Here is a 19,302-nt window from a genome sequence, read left to right as displayed (position 1 = left end):
TGCAATTATTCAAATAAAAAAGGGAATAAACCAACTGATATTCCCCTCTTCAATACTAAAAAATAGTATTACAATTTTTCTTGTATTTCCTTTTTGTATTTATTAAGAATTGATTTTGTCATTCCTAAATTTGCTTTTGTAGAATCTACAGCCAGATAGATAAAATAATCTCCATTATCAGAAACATCAATAATATGAATTTGAGATGTTAAAGTAATCATTACATTATCAATTGTTTGTCCATCCAGACTTAGTGCTTTTATGGCATTCATTTTTGCTTTTACTACTTCAAGATTATAAGCAGATGCTAATTCAGGATCAAAATTAGCCACTACAGATTGTGAGTGATATGAGATTCCGCTTTTAATTTCAGCAACGGAAACTGCAATAAAACCTGGTACATTTTTTTGAAGATCTTCTCCAAATTGTTTTAAAAAATCAGACATGGTATTTTTTTTAGATTGGGTATTTGAAACTTTTTTCTTTAGGATTTGGTGCAAAATTATAGATCCATTCCTATATAATTATCCGCTTTGCGTACCTTGCTTTAATTTTTTTATCTGATAATTCATAATTCTGTTATAATAGTTTAAATCCATAAAAAAACTCCTACTTTATCAGCAGGAGTCTTTCAAACAAATAATCTATTCTAATTTTAATGCAGTTTTATTTTAGAGTTTTATTTTTATTTTTTGTCGGTTAAACCACGTGTTAACCAGCCTCTTTTATTTGCCGTTGCAATTGCATATGGCGTTATCCAGAATAAACTGAAAGTATAAAAAAGACTATATGAATAGGCCCAAAGTGATTCTCTTAAATTATATCTTTTTGCATAAAATAACACCGGGAAACTAGATACGATTAGTATGCTCAATAATGTAGAGCTTAAAAACAATACCGGGTGAATGGCAATAAAAAAGAACATGAAAGCTAAAAATGGATAAGACATTAACATTTTTAAAGATTGATTAATAAGCAACAATCTTGAACCAAATTTAGATCCTTCTCTGAAATTTTTAAAAACAAATTTAGACATCGCAATATTTTCACGAACATTACTTCTCGCCCATCTAATGAACATTTTGTACAGACCAGTATATTCTTCAGGAACGTTTGTTAATACAGTAGCATTTCTTTGAAACAATACGTGATTTCCTTGTTTTAAAATCATGTTTGTCATAGCGCGGTCTTCGCCAATATCCGATGGCTGTCCCATAAAAGTTTGGTTGATCCATTCTTCAAGGCACCCAAAAACAGCTGTTTTACGATAAGCAGCAGCAGCACCCGGAGTACAAAGTACAGATCCTAACATACTTTCTGCAGAACGCATGAATTCAAAACTCATTACGAAACTTACGTTTAACATTTTAGGAAGAATTGCTTTTTTGTTATTCAAAACCTGAACGTTTCCTGCAACTGCCCCACATTTTTCATTTACAACAAACGGACTAACTAAATTTCGTAAAGTATCTGCTTTTACAATAGAATCGCTGTCTACCGTTACAAAAATTTCTCCTGTTCCTAATTCAAAACCACGATAAAGTGCGTGACGTTTTCCTCTGTTTTCAGGTTGTTGAAAAATCGTTAAACGATCTCCTAATTTTATTTTTGCCTGTTGCATCCAGTACCATGTATCATCTTTACTACCATCATCGACAGCCAATAACTGCATTTTCTCTGCTGGATAATCGCTGTTTGCTAAACTTAATAAAGTATCCCAAACTAATTTTCCTTCGTTGTATGCAGGAACAATTATAGTAGTGGTTGGCAATAATTCATCACTAACTGATTCGATCGGTTTGTACTTGAAAAATAAATATACATTATAAAGAAAAGCTCCTGTCTGGAAGAAAAACAATAATATGGTTACGATTAAAAAAGGATAACCCCATGTTGAATTGATTCTGTCTAATTGAAACTGATCAAAGTCGTCTTGTAATAGGTAAACCACAAAAGCACCAGCAAACATTAAAAGAAATGTTCCTGCCAATACAAACAAGTTGAGCTTATTTGAAGTGCGTGCAATTTTTTTTGCGGTTGTGTCGTTATTAATACGAAATATGGAACTTGTTATATTTTGTTCGTCGTTGCGTGTATCGCTTGTAGTATAAAATTGTTTTGAGATAATTGTTTCACTTTCCATGTTGTGTCCTGATTTGTTTTTTTATCTAACGGCTTTTAAAATTCGGGTGTTTCTTCTTTTTGATTAGAAAATGTTTACTGAAACACATTATCTCAATTAGCAACCTGTGTGCCATTATCTTTTTTCACTGAAATTGAGCGGTTTACCTCATATCCTTAAAAAACAATGTGTATACTTTTTATACATTTTGGTATACAGTACACACATTGTACCTCAATAAAATCAAGTGTTTCTGCTGGAAATACTGGATCGATTTACCGCAAAGACCGCTAAGATTTTTTTATTCCTGAGTTTTTATAAAAAGATAAGTTCGCAAAGCTTTGTGTTGATTTAGGTTGCGAGGTTATGTTTTCTGAAGATCAGGTAAAACATAGCCAACGGTTTCAACCGTTGGAGCAAAATACATTTCCATTATACATGTCCCAACGGCGTCCCTATGGTTGAAACCGTAGCCTATGTTTAAACACAGAATCGATAAAACTTTGTGTTGATTTAGCTTTGCGGACTTGTGTTGTGTTAACACACTTTAAAAAAAACCTTAGCGCACTTCGCGGTTAAATCTTTTTTTTATTTTTATTTCTAAAATTTGTCCAATTCTGAAAGTTCGGTTGTCATTAGGGTATAACATTTAAAACTATACACAATGGAAACTAGAATTAATTTATTCGAAAAAGGTCAAAAAGCATTAACTCCTTTATTTGGAATTACTGTTTATTTAAAAAAATCAGGTCTTGAAAAATCACTTGTAGATTTAGTAGATTTTAGAGTATCACAAATTAATAGTTGTGCTTATTGTCTCGATATGCATTCAAAAGAAGCTTTGGCGGCAGGCGAAACTCCACAACGTTTGTTTGGTTTAAGTGCCTGGAGAGAAACTCCTTTTTACACAGATAAAGAAAGAGCCGCTCTTGCCTATGCAGAAGCCGTAACTGCTTGCCATGTACCTGATGATGTTTATACTGATGCAAAAGCACACTTTTCTGATGAAGAGTTGATTGATCTTACTTTGGCTATTACAACGATCAATACCTGGAACCGTTTAAATCTTGCTTTTCCAAACAATGTAGGATCTTACAGAGTTGGGCAATTTGGATAAATAAATCAGCTGTTTTTTATTTGAGGTAAAAGAGTAAATTTATGTCTTCAATAAAAACAGCTTTTTTTCTAGCCACAGATTGGATTTTTATTTCACGCAGATTGGGCATATTGAGCAGATTTTTTTATAATATTCAAGTCTTGTTTGTCATTTCGGAGGAGAAATCTTCGCAAGTAACTCAAAGTATTTCAAATCTATGGGGAAATTATTGCGGAGTTTCTAGTGTGATCCTTCGTTCCTCAGGATGACAAAAATGAGCATAAATCTGCGTGAAAAATTAGCCAAGATTAAAAAGATTTTTAATTTTTAATTCTAAATTTTTAATTTAAAAAATATAACCAATGAACGAGTTTTTATTAATTTTCAGAAGAGATTTTACAACTAAAGAAATACAGCCTTCGCCGGAAGAAATGCAGCAGCATTTTCAGCAATGGCAAAATTGGTTTGGGAGTCTGGCTGCTCAAGATAAACTGGCAAGACCATTACAACGCTGGGACGGACAAGGAAAAATTGTTGCCAATAACAAAAACGTAACAAACGGTCCGTATGTAGAAATCAAGGAATCTATTGGCGGAATGATTACCGTAAAAGCCAAAGATTATGACGAAGCTGCCGAAATCGCACAAAATTGCCCAATTTTGAATTTAGGTGGAAATGTGGAGATTAGAATGGCGGTTTCTGAATTTTAGATTGTTGATTTTAGATTGTAAATTAGGCGTGTCTTTGCGAGGAACGAAGCAATCTCACTCGCAGAATCGACAAAGATTTACGACAAAGATTTACGACAAGATTGCGTCAAACCCGACATGTTGTAAAACCTGTCGGGTTTAAAACGTAAGGTAATCTAAGTGGTTAAATCGACATAAGTCTATATTAGTGAGGTTGCTTCGTTCCTCGCAATGACAAAAATTGGAATTTTGCAACTATGGAAAAAGAACTCATACCCAACCTATTCAGAACAGAATACCAAAAAATAGTTTCGGTACTTAGTAATCTGTTTGGTATTCATCATATTGAGATTGCTGAGGATATTGTAAGCGATACATTTTTGGCTGCAGCCGAAACCTGGGCAATAAAAGGAATTCCGGATAATCCGACTGCCTGGCTTTATACGGTTGCAAAGAATAAAACCAAGAATTATTTTAAGCGAAATGATATTTTTGAAAAGAAAATTGCAACCGAAATAAAATACAACGCACCGCTTCATAATCCGGAAACGGAAATTGATTTATCGGAACAAAATATTGCCGATAGTCAATTGGCCATGATTTTTACGGTTTGTAATCCCTGTAATTCAAACGAAGCTCAGATTGCATTGGCGCTAAACTTATTATGCGGTTTTGGAATCAATGAAATCGCAGACGCTTTTTTATCTAATAAAGAAGTAATTTACAAAAGAATCAATCGCGCCAAGGAAAAACTCAAAGAAGAAAACATTAAAATTCAGCATCCTAATTCGGCAGAAATTAACGACCGCATTGAGACGGTCTTAAAAACGATTTATCTGCTGTATTCTGAAGGTTATTATTCTACATCGCAAAATACGACTTTGCGCAAAGATCTTTGTGCCGAAGCGATGCGCCTCACCTACTTATTGATTCAGAATGAAAGTACCAATTTACCAGCAACAAACGCTTTAATGGCTTTGATGTGTTTTCACTCTTCAAGATTTGAAGCGCGAACTTCAGAAAATGGAGAAATTATTTTGTATCAGGATCAGGACGAATTACTTTGGAATCAGGAACTGATCGATAAAGGAACTTATTTTTTAAGCAAATCATCGTCAGGAAATAAACTTTCTAAATACCATTTAGAAGCCGGAATTGCTTACTGGCATACACAGAAAAAAGATTCTCCCGAAAAATGGCAGCATATTCTGGAATTGTACAATAATCTGATTATTCTGGAATATTCGCCAATTGTGGCTTTAAACCGCACTTTTGCCTTATCAAAAGTAAATGGCAAAAAAGAAGCAATTATCGAAGCTGAAAAACTCCATTTAACCGATAATCATTTCTATTATTCTTTACTCGGAAATTTATATACTGATGTGGATAATAAAAAAGCACATCAGCATTTTGTAACCGCTCTTGGTTTAGCCAAAACAATTGCTGACAAAAATATCATCAATAAAAATATTCTTCAGCTTTCTTTTTTTTGATTTAAAAAATTCTTAATTTCAATAGTAATTCGAGTGTATTTGCATTATCATTTATTATTCGCATAATAAGGCAGTTTTTTCCAAATAATGACTTCAAAATTATTTAAACAGCTGTTAAATCTTTAATAAATATTAATGTTAAATATTGTAGGAAAACGTATATTTGAGTAAACAGAATTTTTTATATCGTGCAAAAACAAACAAAATCACATAGTTTTACTTTTCCTAAAACTCCTACAGGAGTAGACGGCCTTGATGAGATTACTGATGGTGGATTTCCTAAAGGACGACCAACTTTAATCTGCGGTGGTGCGGGCTGCGGAAAAACATTGTTATCTATGCAATTTCTTATTAAAGGGATTACAGAATATAACGAACCCGGAGTTTTCATGTCTTTTGAAGAGCCTTCGGATGATCTTACATTAAATGTCAAATCACTTGGTTTTGACCTCGAAAAACTAAAAGCAGATAAAAAGCTTGTAGTAGATCATGTAAGAGTTGAAAGATCGGAAATTGAAGAAGCGGGAGAATATGATCTCGACGGTTTATTTATAAGATTAGGACATGCCATCGATTCGATAAAAGCAACCCGAGTGGTGCTCGATACGATCGAATCTTTATTTGCAGGTCTTGACAATCAGGCTATTCTTAGAGCTGAGTTACGAAGATTATTTCATTGGCTTAAAACCAAAGGCGTAACAGCGATTATTACAGGCGAACGCGGAGAAGCAACGCTTACACGTCAGGGATTAGAAGAATATGTCTCGGACTGTGTTATCGTTCTGGACCATCGTGTTATCGAACAGGTTTCGACCAGAAGAATGCGAATTGTAAAATACCGCGGATCGACTCATGGTACAAACGAATATCCTTTTTTAATTGATGAGGACGGAATTTCGGTATTGCCTATTACCTCTTTAAAATTAAATAATGAGGTTTCTTCAGATGTAATTTCTACAGGAGTTCCCGGTTTAGACGAAATGTTTGACGACGGCGGATTTTATCGCGGAAGCAATATATTGATTTCCGGAACTGCGGGGACTGCCAAAACTACCGTTGCCAGTTACTTTGCCGACGAACAATGCAAAAAAAATGAAAGAGTAATCTATTTTGCCTTTGAAGAATCGCCGCAACAATTGGTGCGAAATATGAAATCGATTGGCATTGACCTGGAAAGACATATTAAAAAAGGTAATCTACAAATTCATTCTTCACGTCCTTCATTAAACGGACTTGAACTGCATTTGCTTACGCTAAGAAAACTTATCAAAGAATACCAACCTACTACTATTGTTATTGATCCTATCAGTAATCTTATTACAGTTGGAAGCCAGCAGGAGGTTCGTTCGATGCTGGTGAGGCTCATAGATATGCTAAAAGCGAATAATATTACGGCACTTTTTACTTCTTTAAATAAACAGACGGATAATTTTAGGCCAGATCTTGCAGAAGAATCCGTATCATCCTTGGTTGATACCTGGATAACGGTACGTGATATGGAAGGAATTGGCGAAAGAAACCGTGGAATTTTTATCATAAAAGCCCGCGGAATGGGCCATTCTAATCAGGTTAGGGAATTTGTCATTACAAGTAAAGGAATTGAACTGCTTGATGTGGAATTAGGCCCGCAGGGAATATTGACGGGATCTGCAAGAAGAACGCATCAGTTCAGGAAAACTATTTCTGATATTAAACTGCAAAATGAAATTAGCAGAAAAGACCGTGAAATTGAGCGCAAACGCAAAGTACTTCAGGCTAATATAGAAGCGCTCCGAAACGAATTTGAATCGGCAGAAGAAGAATTAAGCATCTTAAAAGCAACAGAACTGTTGAATGAGAAACTGAATCCTAAAAAAAAATAGCAATAAAATGAAAAAAGAAGCTGTAGCCGAATGGCAATTGTTGCTATATATCGCAGGTCAGACACCAAAGTCGATTAAAGCACTCGAAAATATAAAAAAATACGCCGAAGAATATTTGGCAGGTAAATATAGTATCGAAATTATAGACTTACTTAAAAGTCCGCAGTTGGCCGAAGGAGATCAAATCCTGGCCGTTCCTACGTTGGTCAGAAAATTTCCTGAACCAATTCGTAAAATAATCGGGGATCTTTCTAATGAAGAAAGAGTTTTGGTGGGACTCAATATTAAACCTTTAAAAGTGTTATAATGAGCAACTCATCTGATGTTACAAAACCGGAAAAACATAAGTTCATGCTTTTTGTTTCGGGTATGTCTGTAAAATCAGGGCATGCAATAGAAAATTTACGAATAATATGTGACAAATATCTCGCCGATAATTTTGAACTGGAAATTATAGATATAAGCCGGGATACAGAACAGGCCGTAATACATCAAATTGTAGCCATACCAACATTGATTAAGATAGGTCCTGCACCAAGAAGAATCATTTTAGGTGATTTGTCAGACAGGGAAAAAGTATTACAAATACTAAATTTAAGGGAACAAATTTGAGCGATAACAACAAACATATCGAATCTTTATTAAAAGAGATAGCAGCATTAAAAGAAGAACTTCATGAGTCTAATAGTATTGTTGAGGCCATTAAAACAGGTGATGTAGATGCATTGGTAGTAACCAATAACGGAACTCCACAGCTTTATTCTCTTGAAACTGCAGATTATACTTTCAGGCTTTTAATTGAAAAATTCAGGCAGGGTGCTTTGAGTATTTCAAGGAATGGTTTAATCCTGTACTGCAACGATTACTTTTCTGAGCTTTTGGGTGTACCATCAGAAAAAATTATTGGGAACTATTTACAGGAATATTTTAATAATCCGGATCATTTTACGGCTCTTATCGAAGCACTGAAATACGGTATAACGGCACACGAAATCATATTTAAAACCAATTACAGTACTAGAACTTTTTTGGCATCAATATCTGTAACTGATCTTGAACCATCTGTACAGGGATTAGGAATTGTCGTAACTGATTTAACCGAAAAGAAAAAACACGAAAATGCGTTAATCCAGCATCAAAAAGAGCTTGAGCAAAAAATAAACGAACTAAACCGCATAAACTCTAATCTGGAAGAGTTTATTCATGTCATATCTCATGATCTTAAAGAACCGCTTAGAAAAATAGTAATGTATAATGAAAGAATCAACAAAACAGATCTTTCAGAAACAGACACTAAATATCTGAGCGTAATGAAATTATCTGCTTTAAGATTAAATTCTCTCGTGGATGATTTGGTAAATTATTCCTCGCATACTAAACAGGAAGAGCGTACACAAGTAAATCTGGTTGAAATAATTGCTGAAGTTAATGATGATTTAGAACTTATTATTAATGATAAAAAAGCTAATTTTGAGATAGGAAAACTGCCTGTATTACAAGCATCAAAAGTACAAATGCGACAACTTTTTTCTAATTTAATCTCAAACGCTATTAAATACAGTAAAGCAGATATTCCTCCTGTTATACAAATTTTTCAAATTGATGATTTTGAATCTGCTGATAAATTTGTAAAAATTCAAATAAAAGACAACGGTATTGGAATGGAAAAAAATCATCTGCTTAAAATTTTTACTATATTTCAGCGTTTACATGCTAAGAATGAATATTCCGGAAATGGTATTGGCCTTGCTATTTGCAAAAAAATCATGGAAAATCACTCCGGAAATATTACTGTAGAAAGTAATCTCAACGAAGGCACCACATTTAATCTTTATTTTCCAATAGTATAAAATGACAAAATTGAACAATCTGCATATTATTATTGCTGAAGATGACGAAGATGACGCCGACGTAATCTCTGAAATCTTTAATAAAAATCCTGATTTTGATAAAGTTAGCTTAGTATCAAATGGCGAAGAACTTTTAAATTATTTAAAAAACACCGCCAACGAAACTCCTGACGTTATTCTTACCGATATCAACATGCCCATAATTGATGGTATTGAAGCGCTACAGCAAATTTTAAATACGGATACGCTAAAAACTATTCCGTGTTTTATCTATTCGACGAGTATAAATCCTGCTTATAAGGAAAAATGCGATTCGCTCGGTGTAAAAGGTTACCTCATTAAACCCTATTCTATTGAAGGTTTCGAAGAAATTCCTAAACAAATCATTAAAATCATCGAACAGCAATAAAATTATAGTAAAGCCACAGATTAAAAGATTAAAAAGATTTTTTTTAGGCAGATTCTACAGATTTAGCAGATTTAATTTTTAAAATTATCTTCTTGAATCTGTACAATCTGCTTTATCTTTTTAAATCTGCGTGAAATAAATAAACCTTTGCGGACTTTGCGTAAATCCTTGCGCACTTTGCGGTAAAATCTATGTTCAATTTCTGTAGCTAAATAGACTTTTAAACATTTCTCCTCTTACTCAAACATTCAAATAACCCAAAACAATCAAATAATAATCAAAACGGTGTAAATAATAATTGGTGTTATGATAGTTGAAAACAAATTATACATTTGTCTCACAACAACCAAAACACAACCACGTGAATCTAAAATTACGTTTAACCGTTTTCTTATTATTTAGTTTTGTATGCAACAGGACAAATGCGCAAAATTCTCAGATTGATAGTTTGCAGCGTATTTTGCGTGTTACTAAAATAGATACTTCAAAGGTTAACCACTACAATACAATTGCCGATTTATATAAAGAAATCGATCCTGATTCAACTTTATTTTATGCTCAAAAAGCAGCTGTTTTAAGCACCAAAAAGGGATACCATTTTGGTTTGGCAACTGCTTATACAAACAAAGGAAATGCTTCTATTATTCTTGGAAATTATTCTATTGCGCTAAAACACTTCAAAAATGCCCAAACGGAATTCGAAATTGCGCTGAAACAAAACCCTGATAATAATCAATTTAAAAAAGGTTTGGCCCGCACTTATGCTAGTTCTGGCGTTGCATATTATGAACAAAACAATTATACTTTAGCCTTAAACAATGACGAACAAGCCTTAAAATTATATCAGGAAATTCACGAACAACAAGGTATTTCTAAAGTATTAAATAACATTGGTACAATATATAGATCACAACAAATTTATCTTAAAGCCCTTCATTATTTAAAAGAGGCTTATAAAATACAATTAAGTCTGGGAGAAGAAAATGCTCCAATAACGCTAACCAATATTGGTGCTATTTATTTTGAATTGGGCGAATATGAAAATGCAATTCAATATTATAATAAAGCAAAAAAAGGCTTTGAAAAATACAATAACAAACGTGGTTTTGCACTCTTAAACAATTATTTGGGAGATTATTATAAAAAACAAAACAATCAATCACTTGCTCTGGAGTATTACCAAAAATCTTTGAATTTATACGAAGAAATTCAAAATAAATTTGGCGCTTCTCTGGCCTTATATAGCATTGGAATGTTACTACAAGAGCAACAAAAGTATACTGAGGCACTTCCGTATGCTACAAAATCATTAATGTATGCACAGGAAATTGGCATTCAGGATCAAACATTTCATACAGAAAAGTTATTAAGCGAATTGTATGAATCTTTGAATCAGCCAAAATTAGCTTTGGCACATTTTAAAAATTACATTACTGCCTGGGACAGCATCAACAATCAGGAAACAAATAAAAAGTTTGCAAGAGCTGAAATGAGCTATGAGTTAAAGAAAAAAGAAGCCCTGCTTTCTGAAAAACACAAAAGAGAAATTCAGCTGGTTATTTTCTCTATTCTTGGCGGATTATTATTGATCGTTTTAGGTTTGGTAATTTACAACCGAATGCAGGTAAAACGCCAGCTCACACTTAAAAAAGAAGTGGCTGAATATGAACAAAAAGCACTGCATTTACAAATGAATCCACATTTTGTTTTTAATTGCCTAAGTTCTATTTCGAGTTTTATTGTTCAGAACGGAACAGATTCGGCATTGAAATATCTTTCTAAATTTTCAAAATTAATGCGCCTGACACTCGAATATTCAAAAGGTTCACTAATTCCGATTGATAAAGAAATAGAAAGTCTGCAGAATTATCTCGAACTCGAACAGCTTCGTTTTCAGGATAAGTTTGAATTCGAAATTCAATCAACTGAAAATGTTGAATTTAATATGGGATTGCCACCATTATTGATTCAGCCTTTTGTAGAAAATGCGATTCTTCACGGCATGGTTCCCAAAGAAGGAAAAGGAAAAATCAGTGTTAATTTTGATGTCCAAAACAAGCAATTAATCTGTACAATTACCGATGACGGAATTGGTTTATCAGAATCTAAACTTTTAAAAGAAAATTCTGTTACGGCGCACAAATCCATGGCGTTGGAAATCACAAAAAAACGTTTGAAGATTATGGAATCCATCACTTCCAAATCGGCAAAAATAGAGATTATAGAACTCAATTCGGCACAACAAAAAACAGGTACAAAAGTTACGCTGTTCCTGCCAATACAATACATTTCATAAAATCAATATCAATTTCAAAATACAATAGCAATACCAAAAATACCAAATACCAAAACCATGATAACAGCATTATTAATCGACGATGACAAACATTTAAGAACCGGTCTAAAAGCGCTTTTAGAACGATATACAAATGATATTTTTATTGTGGGCGAAGCCGAAAGCGTTAAAACCGGAATCGCTGCGATAGAAAAATTGAATCCGCAGGTTATTTTTCTGGATATTCATCTAACAGACGGAACCGGTTTTGATATTCTGGAACGTCTTTCTAAAGCAAACGGAAAACTAAAATCGCATGTTGTTTTTATTACCGCACACGAACAATATGCTTTGAAAGCTTTTAAATTTAGTGCTTTAGATTTTATTCTGAAGCCCGTTGATCCCGAAGAACTGCAGCTTACAATGGCCAAAATAAAAGAAGCAGTCGGGAAAAATAATTCGTTTGAAAACATCGATTTGCTGCTCGAAAATATTCGCAAGAAAGTCGACAACTTCAAAAGAATTGCTTTATCAACCAGCGACGGAATTCATTTATTTGAGGTTTCGGATATTATCCGATGCGAAGCCAAAATAAATTACACTCAGTTCTTCATCAAAAACCATAAGCCTGTTTTGATATCAAAAACACTTAAGGAATATGAAGAATTACTTGCAGAACACGGTTTTGAACGCATTCATCAATCGCATTTAATTAATTTATCATATCTCAAATCGTACATCAAAACAGATGGCGGATATGTGATTATGGCCGATAATGCTAATATTCCGATTGCGCAGAGCAAAAAAGAAAAATTGCAGGAATTAATCAATTCACTTTAAAAAATCATCCCCAAAATTTTCTAACGAACCACTCAAACTATAATCAATTATGAGAAAAAAATTACTCTTTTTGGCATTACTATTTTCAGTAATAGTAAATGCCCAGACCGTCTCTATTCCGGACGCAGCCTTTAAAGCCAAATTGCTGGAAGCCAGCGCTACAAATCTTACAGCGTTTAACGAAGCCGGAACTGCTATAAAAATTGACACTAACAATGATGGAGAAATCCAAAATAGTGAAGCATTGGCGGTTTACAGACTACGCGTTTGGAACTCTTCTATTATGGATTTAACCGGAATTTTGAGTTTTACTAATCTTAAAAATTTAGATTGTACCAACAATTTTCTATTCAATCTGGATGTTAGCAGTTTAACAAATCTGACTGTTTTAAACATTTCAGGAAATTTTATTGGGACATTAGATCTTAGTGCATTGTCAAATCTTACACAATTATTTTGTGACCAGAACAGACTTAGTAATCTAAATTTAAATGGTTTAACAAAAATTAGTACTTTGCTTTGCAGTAACAATCAATTGACAAACCTTGATTTATCAGGGATGACAGATTTAACTGCCTTAATTTGTGAAAACAATAAGCTGACCAGCTTAAATGTAAGCGGATTGCAGAATCTTAAAACAATAATTTGCAACAGCAATAATCTGGCAAATTTAGATGTAAGTGCTACACCAAATTTAGAACAATTGCAATGTGGTCATAACCTGCTTACAAGCCTTAATGTTACGGCTTTAACCAAACTAACTAATTTGTCTTGTTTTTACAATCAAATTACCAGTTTAGATTTAAGCAATTCGACAAAACTGACCAATTTAAGCTGTGGCGAAAACAGTATTGCTACTTTAAATTTAAATAATTTAACGCAACTTACCACTTTAGAATGTTCTTATCTGCCAAATAATTTAATCATTAACGGAACGAATTTAAATTCACTTATAAGCTTTCAGTACACGGGCCCAAATTCAGTTTTAACCTTAAACGGATTTCCCGCAATCCAGGATCTGAACCTGATTTTAGCCCAGCCCACCGTAACACTAAATGTATCAGGATTAAGCACTCTTACCAATTTATACATGTTTGGAAATCCAACAACGACTTTAACCATAAACGGTTCCGGCATGACGTATCTTAAATCAATAAATTGTTCTAACAGTCAGCTTACTTCTCTAAGCTTAAACGGATTAAACAATCTTAATTCCTTAAATTGCAGTAACAATAAATTAACCGCTTTAAGCTTAACAAATTTAGCTAATCTAGAATATCTGGATTTTGGCCGAAATAAAATTTCAACCCTAAATTTAAGTTTAATTCCCAACTTAAAACATTTGGATGTTAACAATAACAAACTTACCGGTTTAGATGTAAGCGGCTTAGCAAACCTTGAATATCTAGATTGTTCGAATAATGCTTCGACAGATATTGTTGGTAATCAAATTACAACATTGGCTATTTCCGGACTAACCAAACTTAAATATCTGGATTGTTCGAATTACTTATTTGATGGCGTTTTGGGCGCAGCAGGAAACATCATTACTTCTTTAGACGTTAATAATTTGGTTGAGTTAGAAAAATTAAAATTGTCAAAAAACCGTCTTCCCTCTTTAATTGTAAACGGATTAACCAATCTTACCACACTAGATTGTTCGTATAATTTATTGACAAGCTTAGATTTGATAGGGTTAACAAACATTACCAATTTAAATTATTCTCATAATTTATTGGCTAATTTAAACATGACGGGCTTAGTTAACATTACAGAACTGGATTGTTCTCATAACAAAATAACGACGCTAAATGTCGAGAGCATGCCCAATTTAACCAAATTAAATTGCAGCAATAATTTGCTTGTAAACTTAAATATCAATGGTTTAAGCCAGTTAGCTTATTTATATCTTGATAATAATAAAATCTCGGCACTTGATGTAAGTTCGTTTTCAAACCTAATTCAATTAAGCTGCAGCAGCAATCAATTAACGGCTATTGATGTCAGCAACTTAAACAGCCTTGCCTATCTTCATTGCAGCGGTAATAAATTAACCAATCTTAATGTGAGTTCATTAAACAGTTTGATCGATTTATCCTGTGGTTTTAATGAATTAACAAGTCTTGATGTATTGCCTCTTACTAATCTTATTTATTTTCAATGCGAACACAATCAGCTTACAAGTCTTGATTTATATACTTTAACCAATCTTGTAGAACTAAATTGTGGTTATAATCAGTTAAGTACGCTTGATGTTATAGCTTCACCACAGTTAAGAAGTTTAGCCTGTAATTCTAATCAGCTTACAAGCCTTGATTTGCGTAATGCGCCAAATTTGCAAGGATTATATTGCAATGATAATCAAATTACAACGCTCGATGTAAGCCTTCAAAACAAACTGACCTATTTGTGGTGTCATGATAATGCATTAAATACTTTGTTTATCAAAAACGGAAGCAATGAACCCGATTTAAGATTTTCCGGGAATCCGGCCTTAACGTACATTTGTGCCGATGATGCCCAGTTGGCCACTATTCAAACCGAACTTAATAATTCTGGCATGACAGCAACAGTATCAAATTCCTACTGTAGTATAAGCCCTGGCGGACCTCATAACACATTAATCGGAACAACTATTTTTGACGGTAATAATAACGGTTGTAATATAAATGATCCCTTGCATCCAAACATTAGAATCGACATTAACGATGGTACCACTACCGGAAGTGCTTTTACAAATACCGAAGGAATTTCGACATTTTACACCCAGGCCGGAAACTATAATATTTATCCAAATATAGAAAATGCGACGGCGTTTAATATCTCACCGGCAACAGCTTCGGTTACTTTTCCTGATAATAATTACACCATAAGCAATCAGAGTTTTTGTCTTTCTGCAAACGGAATTCGTCCTGATATAGAAATCGTAATAAGCCCGATTACACCCGCAAGGCCAGGTTTTGATGCCAAATATAAAATTGTCTATAAAAACAAAGGAAACCAGATACTTTCGGGTACTATTAAATTAGTTTTTGATGATTCCAGAATAGACTTATTAACTTCATTACCAGAAACTACTACGCAAACCACTAACAATTTAAGTTGGGATTACAACGCACTTTTGCCATTTGAAAGCCGTGTTATAGAACTTGAGTTTAATGTGAATTCTCCGGTAGAAACTCCTGCCGTAAATAATGGCGATGTATTGAGTTTTGTAACTTCAATAACGCCTGTTGCGGGAGATGAATTTCCGACAGACAATAGCTTTACCTTCAACCAAATTGTGGTCGGTGCTTTTGACCCGAATGATATAACGTGTTTAGAAGGAAAAAGCGTTTCTCCGAGTACAATTGGCGATTACCTGCACTACATTGTAAATTTTGAAAATACAGGAACTGCAGCAGCTGAAACTGTAATCGTAAAAATAGTGGTTGATCAAAGTAAATACGACATCAATTCTTTGCAATTAATGGACACTTCACATGCAGCTCAAACTTTTATTCACGGAAACGTAGTTGAATTTGTCTTTTCAAATATTAATCTGGGCGCGCCTGTGACGACTAACGTTACGGCAAAAGATCCTCCTGTTGGCGGTCACGGAAGTATTTTATTCAAAATTAAAACTGCAGATGATCTTCTTACCAATGATCAGGTTGAAAAACAGGCTGATATTTTCTTTGATTATAACGCACCAATCGAAACCAACAAAGCCGAAACAATCTTTAAATCATTAGGAACCAAAGATTTTGAAACAGATAAAAGTGTAGCATTATATCCAAATCCAACCAAAGGAAATGTGACTATTAATTGCGACAATACCATCAAAAAAATTGAATTATTCGACGTTCAGGGAAGAATCCTGCAAACTAAAATTGAAAACAATAATAGTGCACAACTGAATATTTCAAACAAAGCAAACGGACTTTATTTCATCAGAATTACAACTGAAAACGGCCTATCGGTCGAAAAAGTAATTAAGGAATAAATTTAGGTAATTAGTATTCCGCATTCAAAAAGCCTTCTAAGATCAATCGATTTTGGGAGGCTTTTTTGTGTATAATATTTCTTTGAGGCGCTATTTCCTGCTATCCGAACGTGAAAAGCATGAACTGGCGAAGCAATGCGTACCAATTTAAACACAAATTGCACGAATTTGTACAAATTTTAATAGTTAACTTATTTTGTGAAATTAATTTCACGAACGAGAATTAGTGGCAATTAGTGAAATTTGTGTTTGTTTTATATGATGGCCAAACAGTGGTGTACTATCACGGCTAGGACACCCGTTTTTCATAACAACTATTTTTGTACTTTTAATCCCGAACAAAGCCACATTTATTCCATGACGTTTTACATCAATACGGAACATTTAAAAAAAGAAATTGAATATCCTAACCGATATCAGCCTGAAAATCTTCTGAATAGCGCTGGAATTGTCTTTGCTTCCATTTTTGTATTTCTATTATTATTTGCGCCATTTGGCGTTTATGAGCCTGAATTCAAGCTCAATTATTTCCTCATTTGTTTCTTTCATGCTTTTTCGCCTGCGCTAATTTTATTTCTCTATTTCGGAACATACAATTATATAGAACGTGAACAACTTAAAAACTGGACATTACTAAAAGAATACATTCATGTTGGCATATTTTTGCTTTTGTCCGGAATTGCCAGTTTTTTAATGCGTGATCTAATTTATAACAACCCAACTAACTGGTCGTGGCGTTATTTATATGAAGAAATTCGAAACTGTTTTCTCGCCGGAATCCTTTTTTATTTTTTTCTGCGAATGGCTGGTTTTTATTTCAAATCAAAAAAAGATTCGCCTTTTGTGGTTCAGTTTGAGCCTTTAAAAAACAAAACCGAAAAAACGGCCATCTCTCCCACCCTTTTTATCAATACCCAAGTCAAACAAGACGATTTTACTTTAAACCCCGAAGATTTACTATTTGTAAAAGCCGATGGCAATTATATCGAACTCACCCAATCAAACCACGACGAAGCGACTGTAGAACTCAAACGAATTTCGCTCACCCAATTCGAAAAACAAATCACCGATTATCCGCATTTTTTCAGATGCCACAGAACCTATTTGGTCAACATGTTTAAGATCGAAAAAGTAAGCGGAAATTCTCAGGGTTACACCTTATCTTTTCATAATACCGATGCCAAAGTTCCCGTTTCCCGAAACCAGATTGAGAGTTTCAACCTTTGTTACAACCAACTCCGCAGCCTGCAGATAGCCTAAGCTTGTCGTTCGTCACAAAAGCTTGTTAGTGATAACAAGGCCGCTTACAACACTATTTTCTTGTTGTAGGTTTGCCCTCAGAAACACTAATCAAAACTTATTATGACAACCCAAAACACAGCTTTAGCACCAGATGCAAAACAGCCAAATCAGCTTGTTTACATCGGCAATATCAAAATACTATTGACCATTTTGGTTATTTTGCACCATACTTTTATCGCCTACAGCTCTTCAGACGGATGGTATTATACAGAACCTACTACCATTTTTGGCGTACTAATTCCTGTAAAAATGTTTATCAGCGTCAATCAATCGTTTTTTATGGGCTTTTTCTTTATGCTTGCCGCCTATTTTACCGATTCGTCTTTTACCAAAAAAGGCACCTTCAAATTCATCACAGACCGTTTAATCCGATTAGGAATTCCGTTAATATTTTATTCTCTTGTGATTTCGCCTTTTACAAGCTATCTCGTGTATTATTTTGCTAAAGGACACCATATTAGCTTTTTGCAGTATTTAAGCGGTTACGATACCTGGATCGATGTTGGCGTAATGTGGTTTGTATTGGCTTTGCTTGTTTTTACTTTTATTTATGTAATCGCAAAAACGGTTTTCAAAATCAGTTTTGAAAACACATTGCCTGTTCCTACCTCAAGAAACATACTTCTATTTGCATTGGCATTAGGACTCGTAACTTTCGCCGTTAGAATCATATTTCCTGTAGGCTGGGTTCTAGAGCCTTTCGGATTCCAATTAGGACATTTCCCGCAATACATCGCCTTTTTCACTATCGGATTATTGGCTTCTAAAAACAATTGGTTCCAACAACTTTCAGATAAAACCAGAAAACGTCTTACCCTTTCTTCATGGTTGTGTTTAGCCTTTTTCCTAGTCTTTTTCGTGATCAGACTCACCGTAAAAATGCCTGTAGAATGGTATTCAGGAGGTTTTCACTGGCAACAACTACTCTACGCCATCTGGGAACAATGGATCGGACTTTCCATCTTAACCGTCCTTCTCACCAAAGGAAGAACAAAATGGAACCAATCAACGCCATTGCTTGCCAAATTATCCCGTTACAGTTTTGCTACTTATATTTTTCATCCGGTAGTTATTGTTGCATTCACCTTAGCTGCAAGAAACTGGGCTGTAGATCCTGCTGTAAAACTTCTGGTAGTCTCGCCGTTGATAGTTGTGGGGAGTTTTGCTTTTGGGGGATTGTTGGTAGCGATTCCTGGGGTGAAGAAGATTATTTAATCATCAATCAAAAAACGGATTTGTTTGTGGAGATGTTTTGGATTATTTTCAGGAGCTATTCCTGCTGTCCTTCCAAATCTTTTGTGCCGAACCCCGGCACAAAAGGATTTTCCCTCCCATCAGGGCTCATATCTTTACATTATTATATCAAAATCTTATCTTTG

The 19,302-nt window shown here is 34.2% G+C and carries 15 protein-coding genes; 13 read left to right on the top strand and 2 right to left on the bottom strand.

What is annotated here, in order from left to right; genetic code table 11:
- Positions 1-68 precede the first annotated feature (68 nt).
- Both SD960_RS00075 and SD960_RS00070 read right to left on the bottom strand, forming a co-directional pair.
- The gene (locus tag SD960_RS00075) at positions 69-446 is read right to left on the bottom strand and encodes a hypothetical protein (RefSeq protein ID WP_318800118.1); all 378 of its coding nucleotides are present in this window, start codon (positions 444-446) and stop codon (positions 69-71) included.
- Positions 447-685: 239 nt separating this feature from the next.
- Positions 686-2,143 carry a glycosyltransferase gene (locus tag SD960_RS00070; protein WP_318800116.1) on the bottom strand — a complete coding sequence of 486 codons (1,458 nt, stop codon included), beginning with the start codon at positions 2,141-2,143 and terminating at the stop codon, positions 686-688.
- 643 nt (positions 2,144-2,786) lie between these two features.
- On the opposite strand from SD960_RS00070, the gene SD960_RS00065 reads away from it, so the two are divergent.
- From SD960_RS00065 to SD960_RS00005, 13 genes are all read left to right on the top strand, one after another.
- Entirely contained in the window at positions 2,787-3,239 is a 453-nt protein-coding gene (locus SD960_RS00065; protein ID WP_318800114.1) for a carboxymuconolactone decarboxylase family protein, read from the top strand.
- Between the two features lie 341 nt (positions 3,240-3,580).
- A complete protein-coding gene (locus SD960_RS00060; protein WP_318800113.1) occupies positions 3,581-3,928 on the top strand; it encodes a YciI family protein in 348 nt (115 codons plus the stop codon).
- Positions 3,929-4,164: 236 nt separating this feature from the next.
- The gene (locus SD960_RS00055) at positions 4,165-5,400 is read left to right on the top strand and encodes an RNA polymerase sigma factor (RefSeq protein WP_318800112.1); all 1,236 of its coding nucleotides are present in this window, start codon (positions 4,165-4,167) and stop codon (positions 5,398-5,400) included.
- Between the two features lie 188 nt (positions 5,401-5,588).
- Positions 5,589-7,262 carry a circadian clock protein KaiC gene (gene kaiC, locus SD960_RS00050; RefSeq protein ID WP_318800111.1) on the top strand — a complete coding sequence of 558 codons (1,674 nt, stop codon included), beginning with the start codon at positions 5,589-5,591 and terminating at the stop codon, positions 7,260-7,262.
- Between the two features lie 7 nt (positions 7,263-7,269).
- Positions 7,270-7,569, top strand: coding sequence for a circadian clock KaiB family protein (locus SD960_RS00045; protein ID WP_318800110.1), 300 nt, complete (start codon positions 7,270-7,272; stop codon positions 7,567-7,569).
- Positions 7,569-7,874, top strand: coding sequence for a circadian clock KaiB family protein (locus tag SD960_RS00040; RefSeq protein WP_318800109.1), 306 nt, complete (start codon positions 7,569-7,571; stop codon positions 7,872-7,874). Before SD960_RS00045 ends, SD960_RS00040 begins: the two co-directional genes overlap by 1 nt.
- Positions 7,871-9,112: a sensor histidine kinase gene (locus tag SD960_RS00035; RefSeq protein WP_318800108.1), complete on the top strand. Its 1,242-nt coding sequence runs from the start codon at positions 7,871-7,873 to the stop codon at positions 9,110-9,112. Before SD960_RS00040 ends, SD960_RS00035 begins: the two co-directional genes overlap by 4 nt.
- A 1-nt stretch (position 9,113) precedes the next feature.
- The gene (locus SD960_RS00030) at positions 9,114-9,521 is read left to right on the top strand and encodes a response regulator (RefSeq protein WP_318800107.1); all 408 of its coding nucleotides are present in this window, start codon (positions 9,114-9,116) and stop codon (positions 9,519-9,521) included.
- A gap of 361 nt (positions 9,522-9,882) precedes the next feature.
- Positions 9,883-11,817 (top strand): tetratricopeptide repeat protein, encoded by a 1,935-nt coding sequence (locus SD960_RS00025; protein ID WP_318800105.1) that lies wholly within the window; start codon positions 9,883-9,885, stop codon positions 11,815-11,817.
- 57 nt (positions 11,818-11,874) lie between these two features.
- Complete coding sequence (locus tag SD960_RS00020) at positions 11,875-12,636, top strand: LytR/AlgR family response regulator transcription factor (protein WP_042563725.1); 762 nt, start codon at positions 11,875-11,877, stop codon at positions 12,634-12,636.
- 49 nt (positions 12,637-12,685) lie between these two features.
- Positions 12,686-16,621, top strand: a complete 3,936-nt coding sequence (locus SD960_RS00015; RefSeq protein WP_318800102.1) for a leucine-rich repeat domain-containing protein — start codon at positions 12,686-12,688, stop codon at positions 16,619-16,621.
- A gap of 357 nt (positions 16,622-16,978) precedes the next feature.
- Entirely contained in the window at positions 16,979-17,881 is a 903-nt protein-coding gene (locus tag SD960_RS00010) for a LytR/AlgR family response regulator transcription factor (protein ID WP_318800101.1), read from the top strand.
- Positions 17,882-17,983: 102 nt separating this feature from the next.
- Complete coding sequence (locus tag SD960_RS00005; RefSeq protein WP_318800099.1) at positions 17,984-19,138, top strand: acyltransferase; 1,155 nt, start codon at positions 17,984-17,986, stop codon at positions 19,136-19,138.
- Positions 19,139-19,302: the final 164 nt, after the last annotated feature.

Origin of the sequence: Flavobacterium sp. MMLR14_040 (assembly GCF_033657265.1) — a bacterium.
Classification (GTDB): domain Bacteria; phylum Bacteroidota; class Bacteroidia; order Flavobacteriales; family Flavobacteriaceae; genus Flavobacterium.
This window is presented reverse-complemented; position numbering and strand designations above follow the sequence as displayed.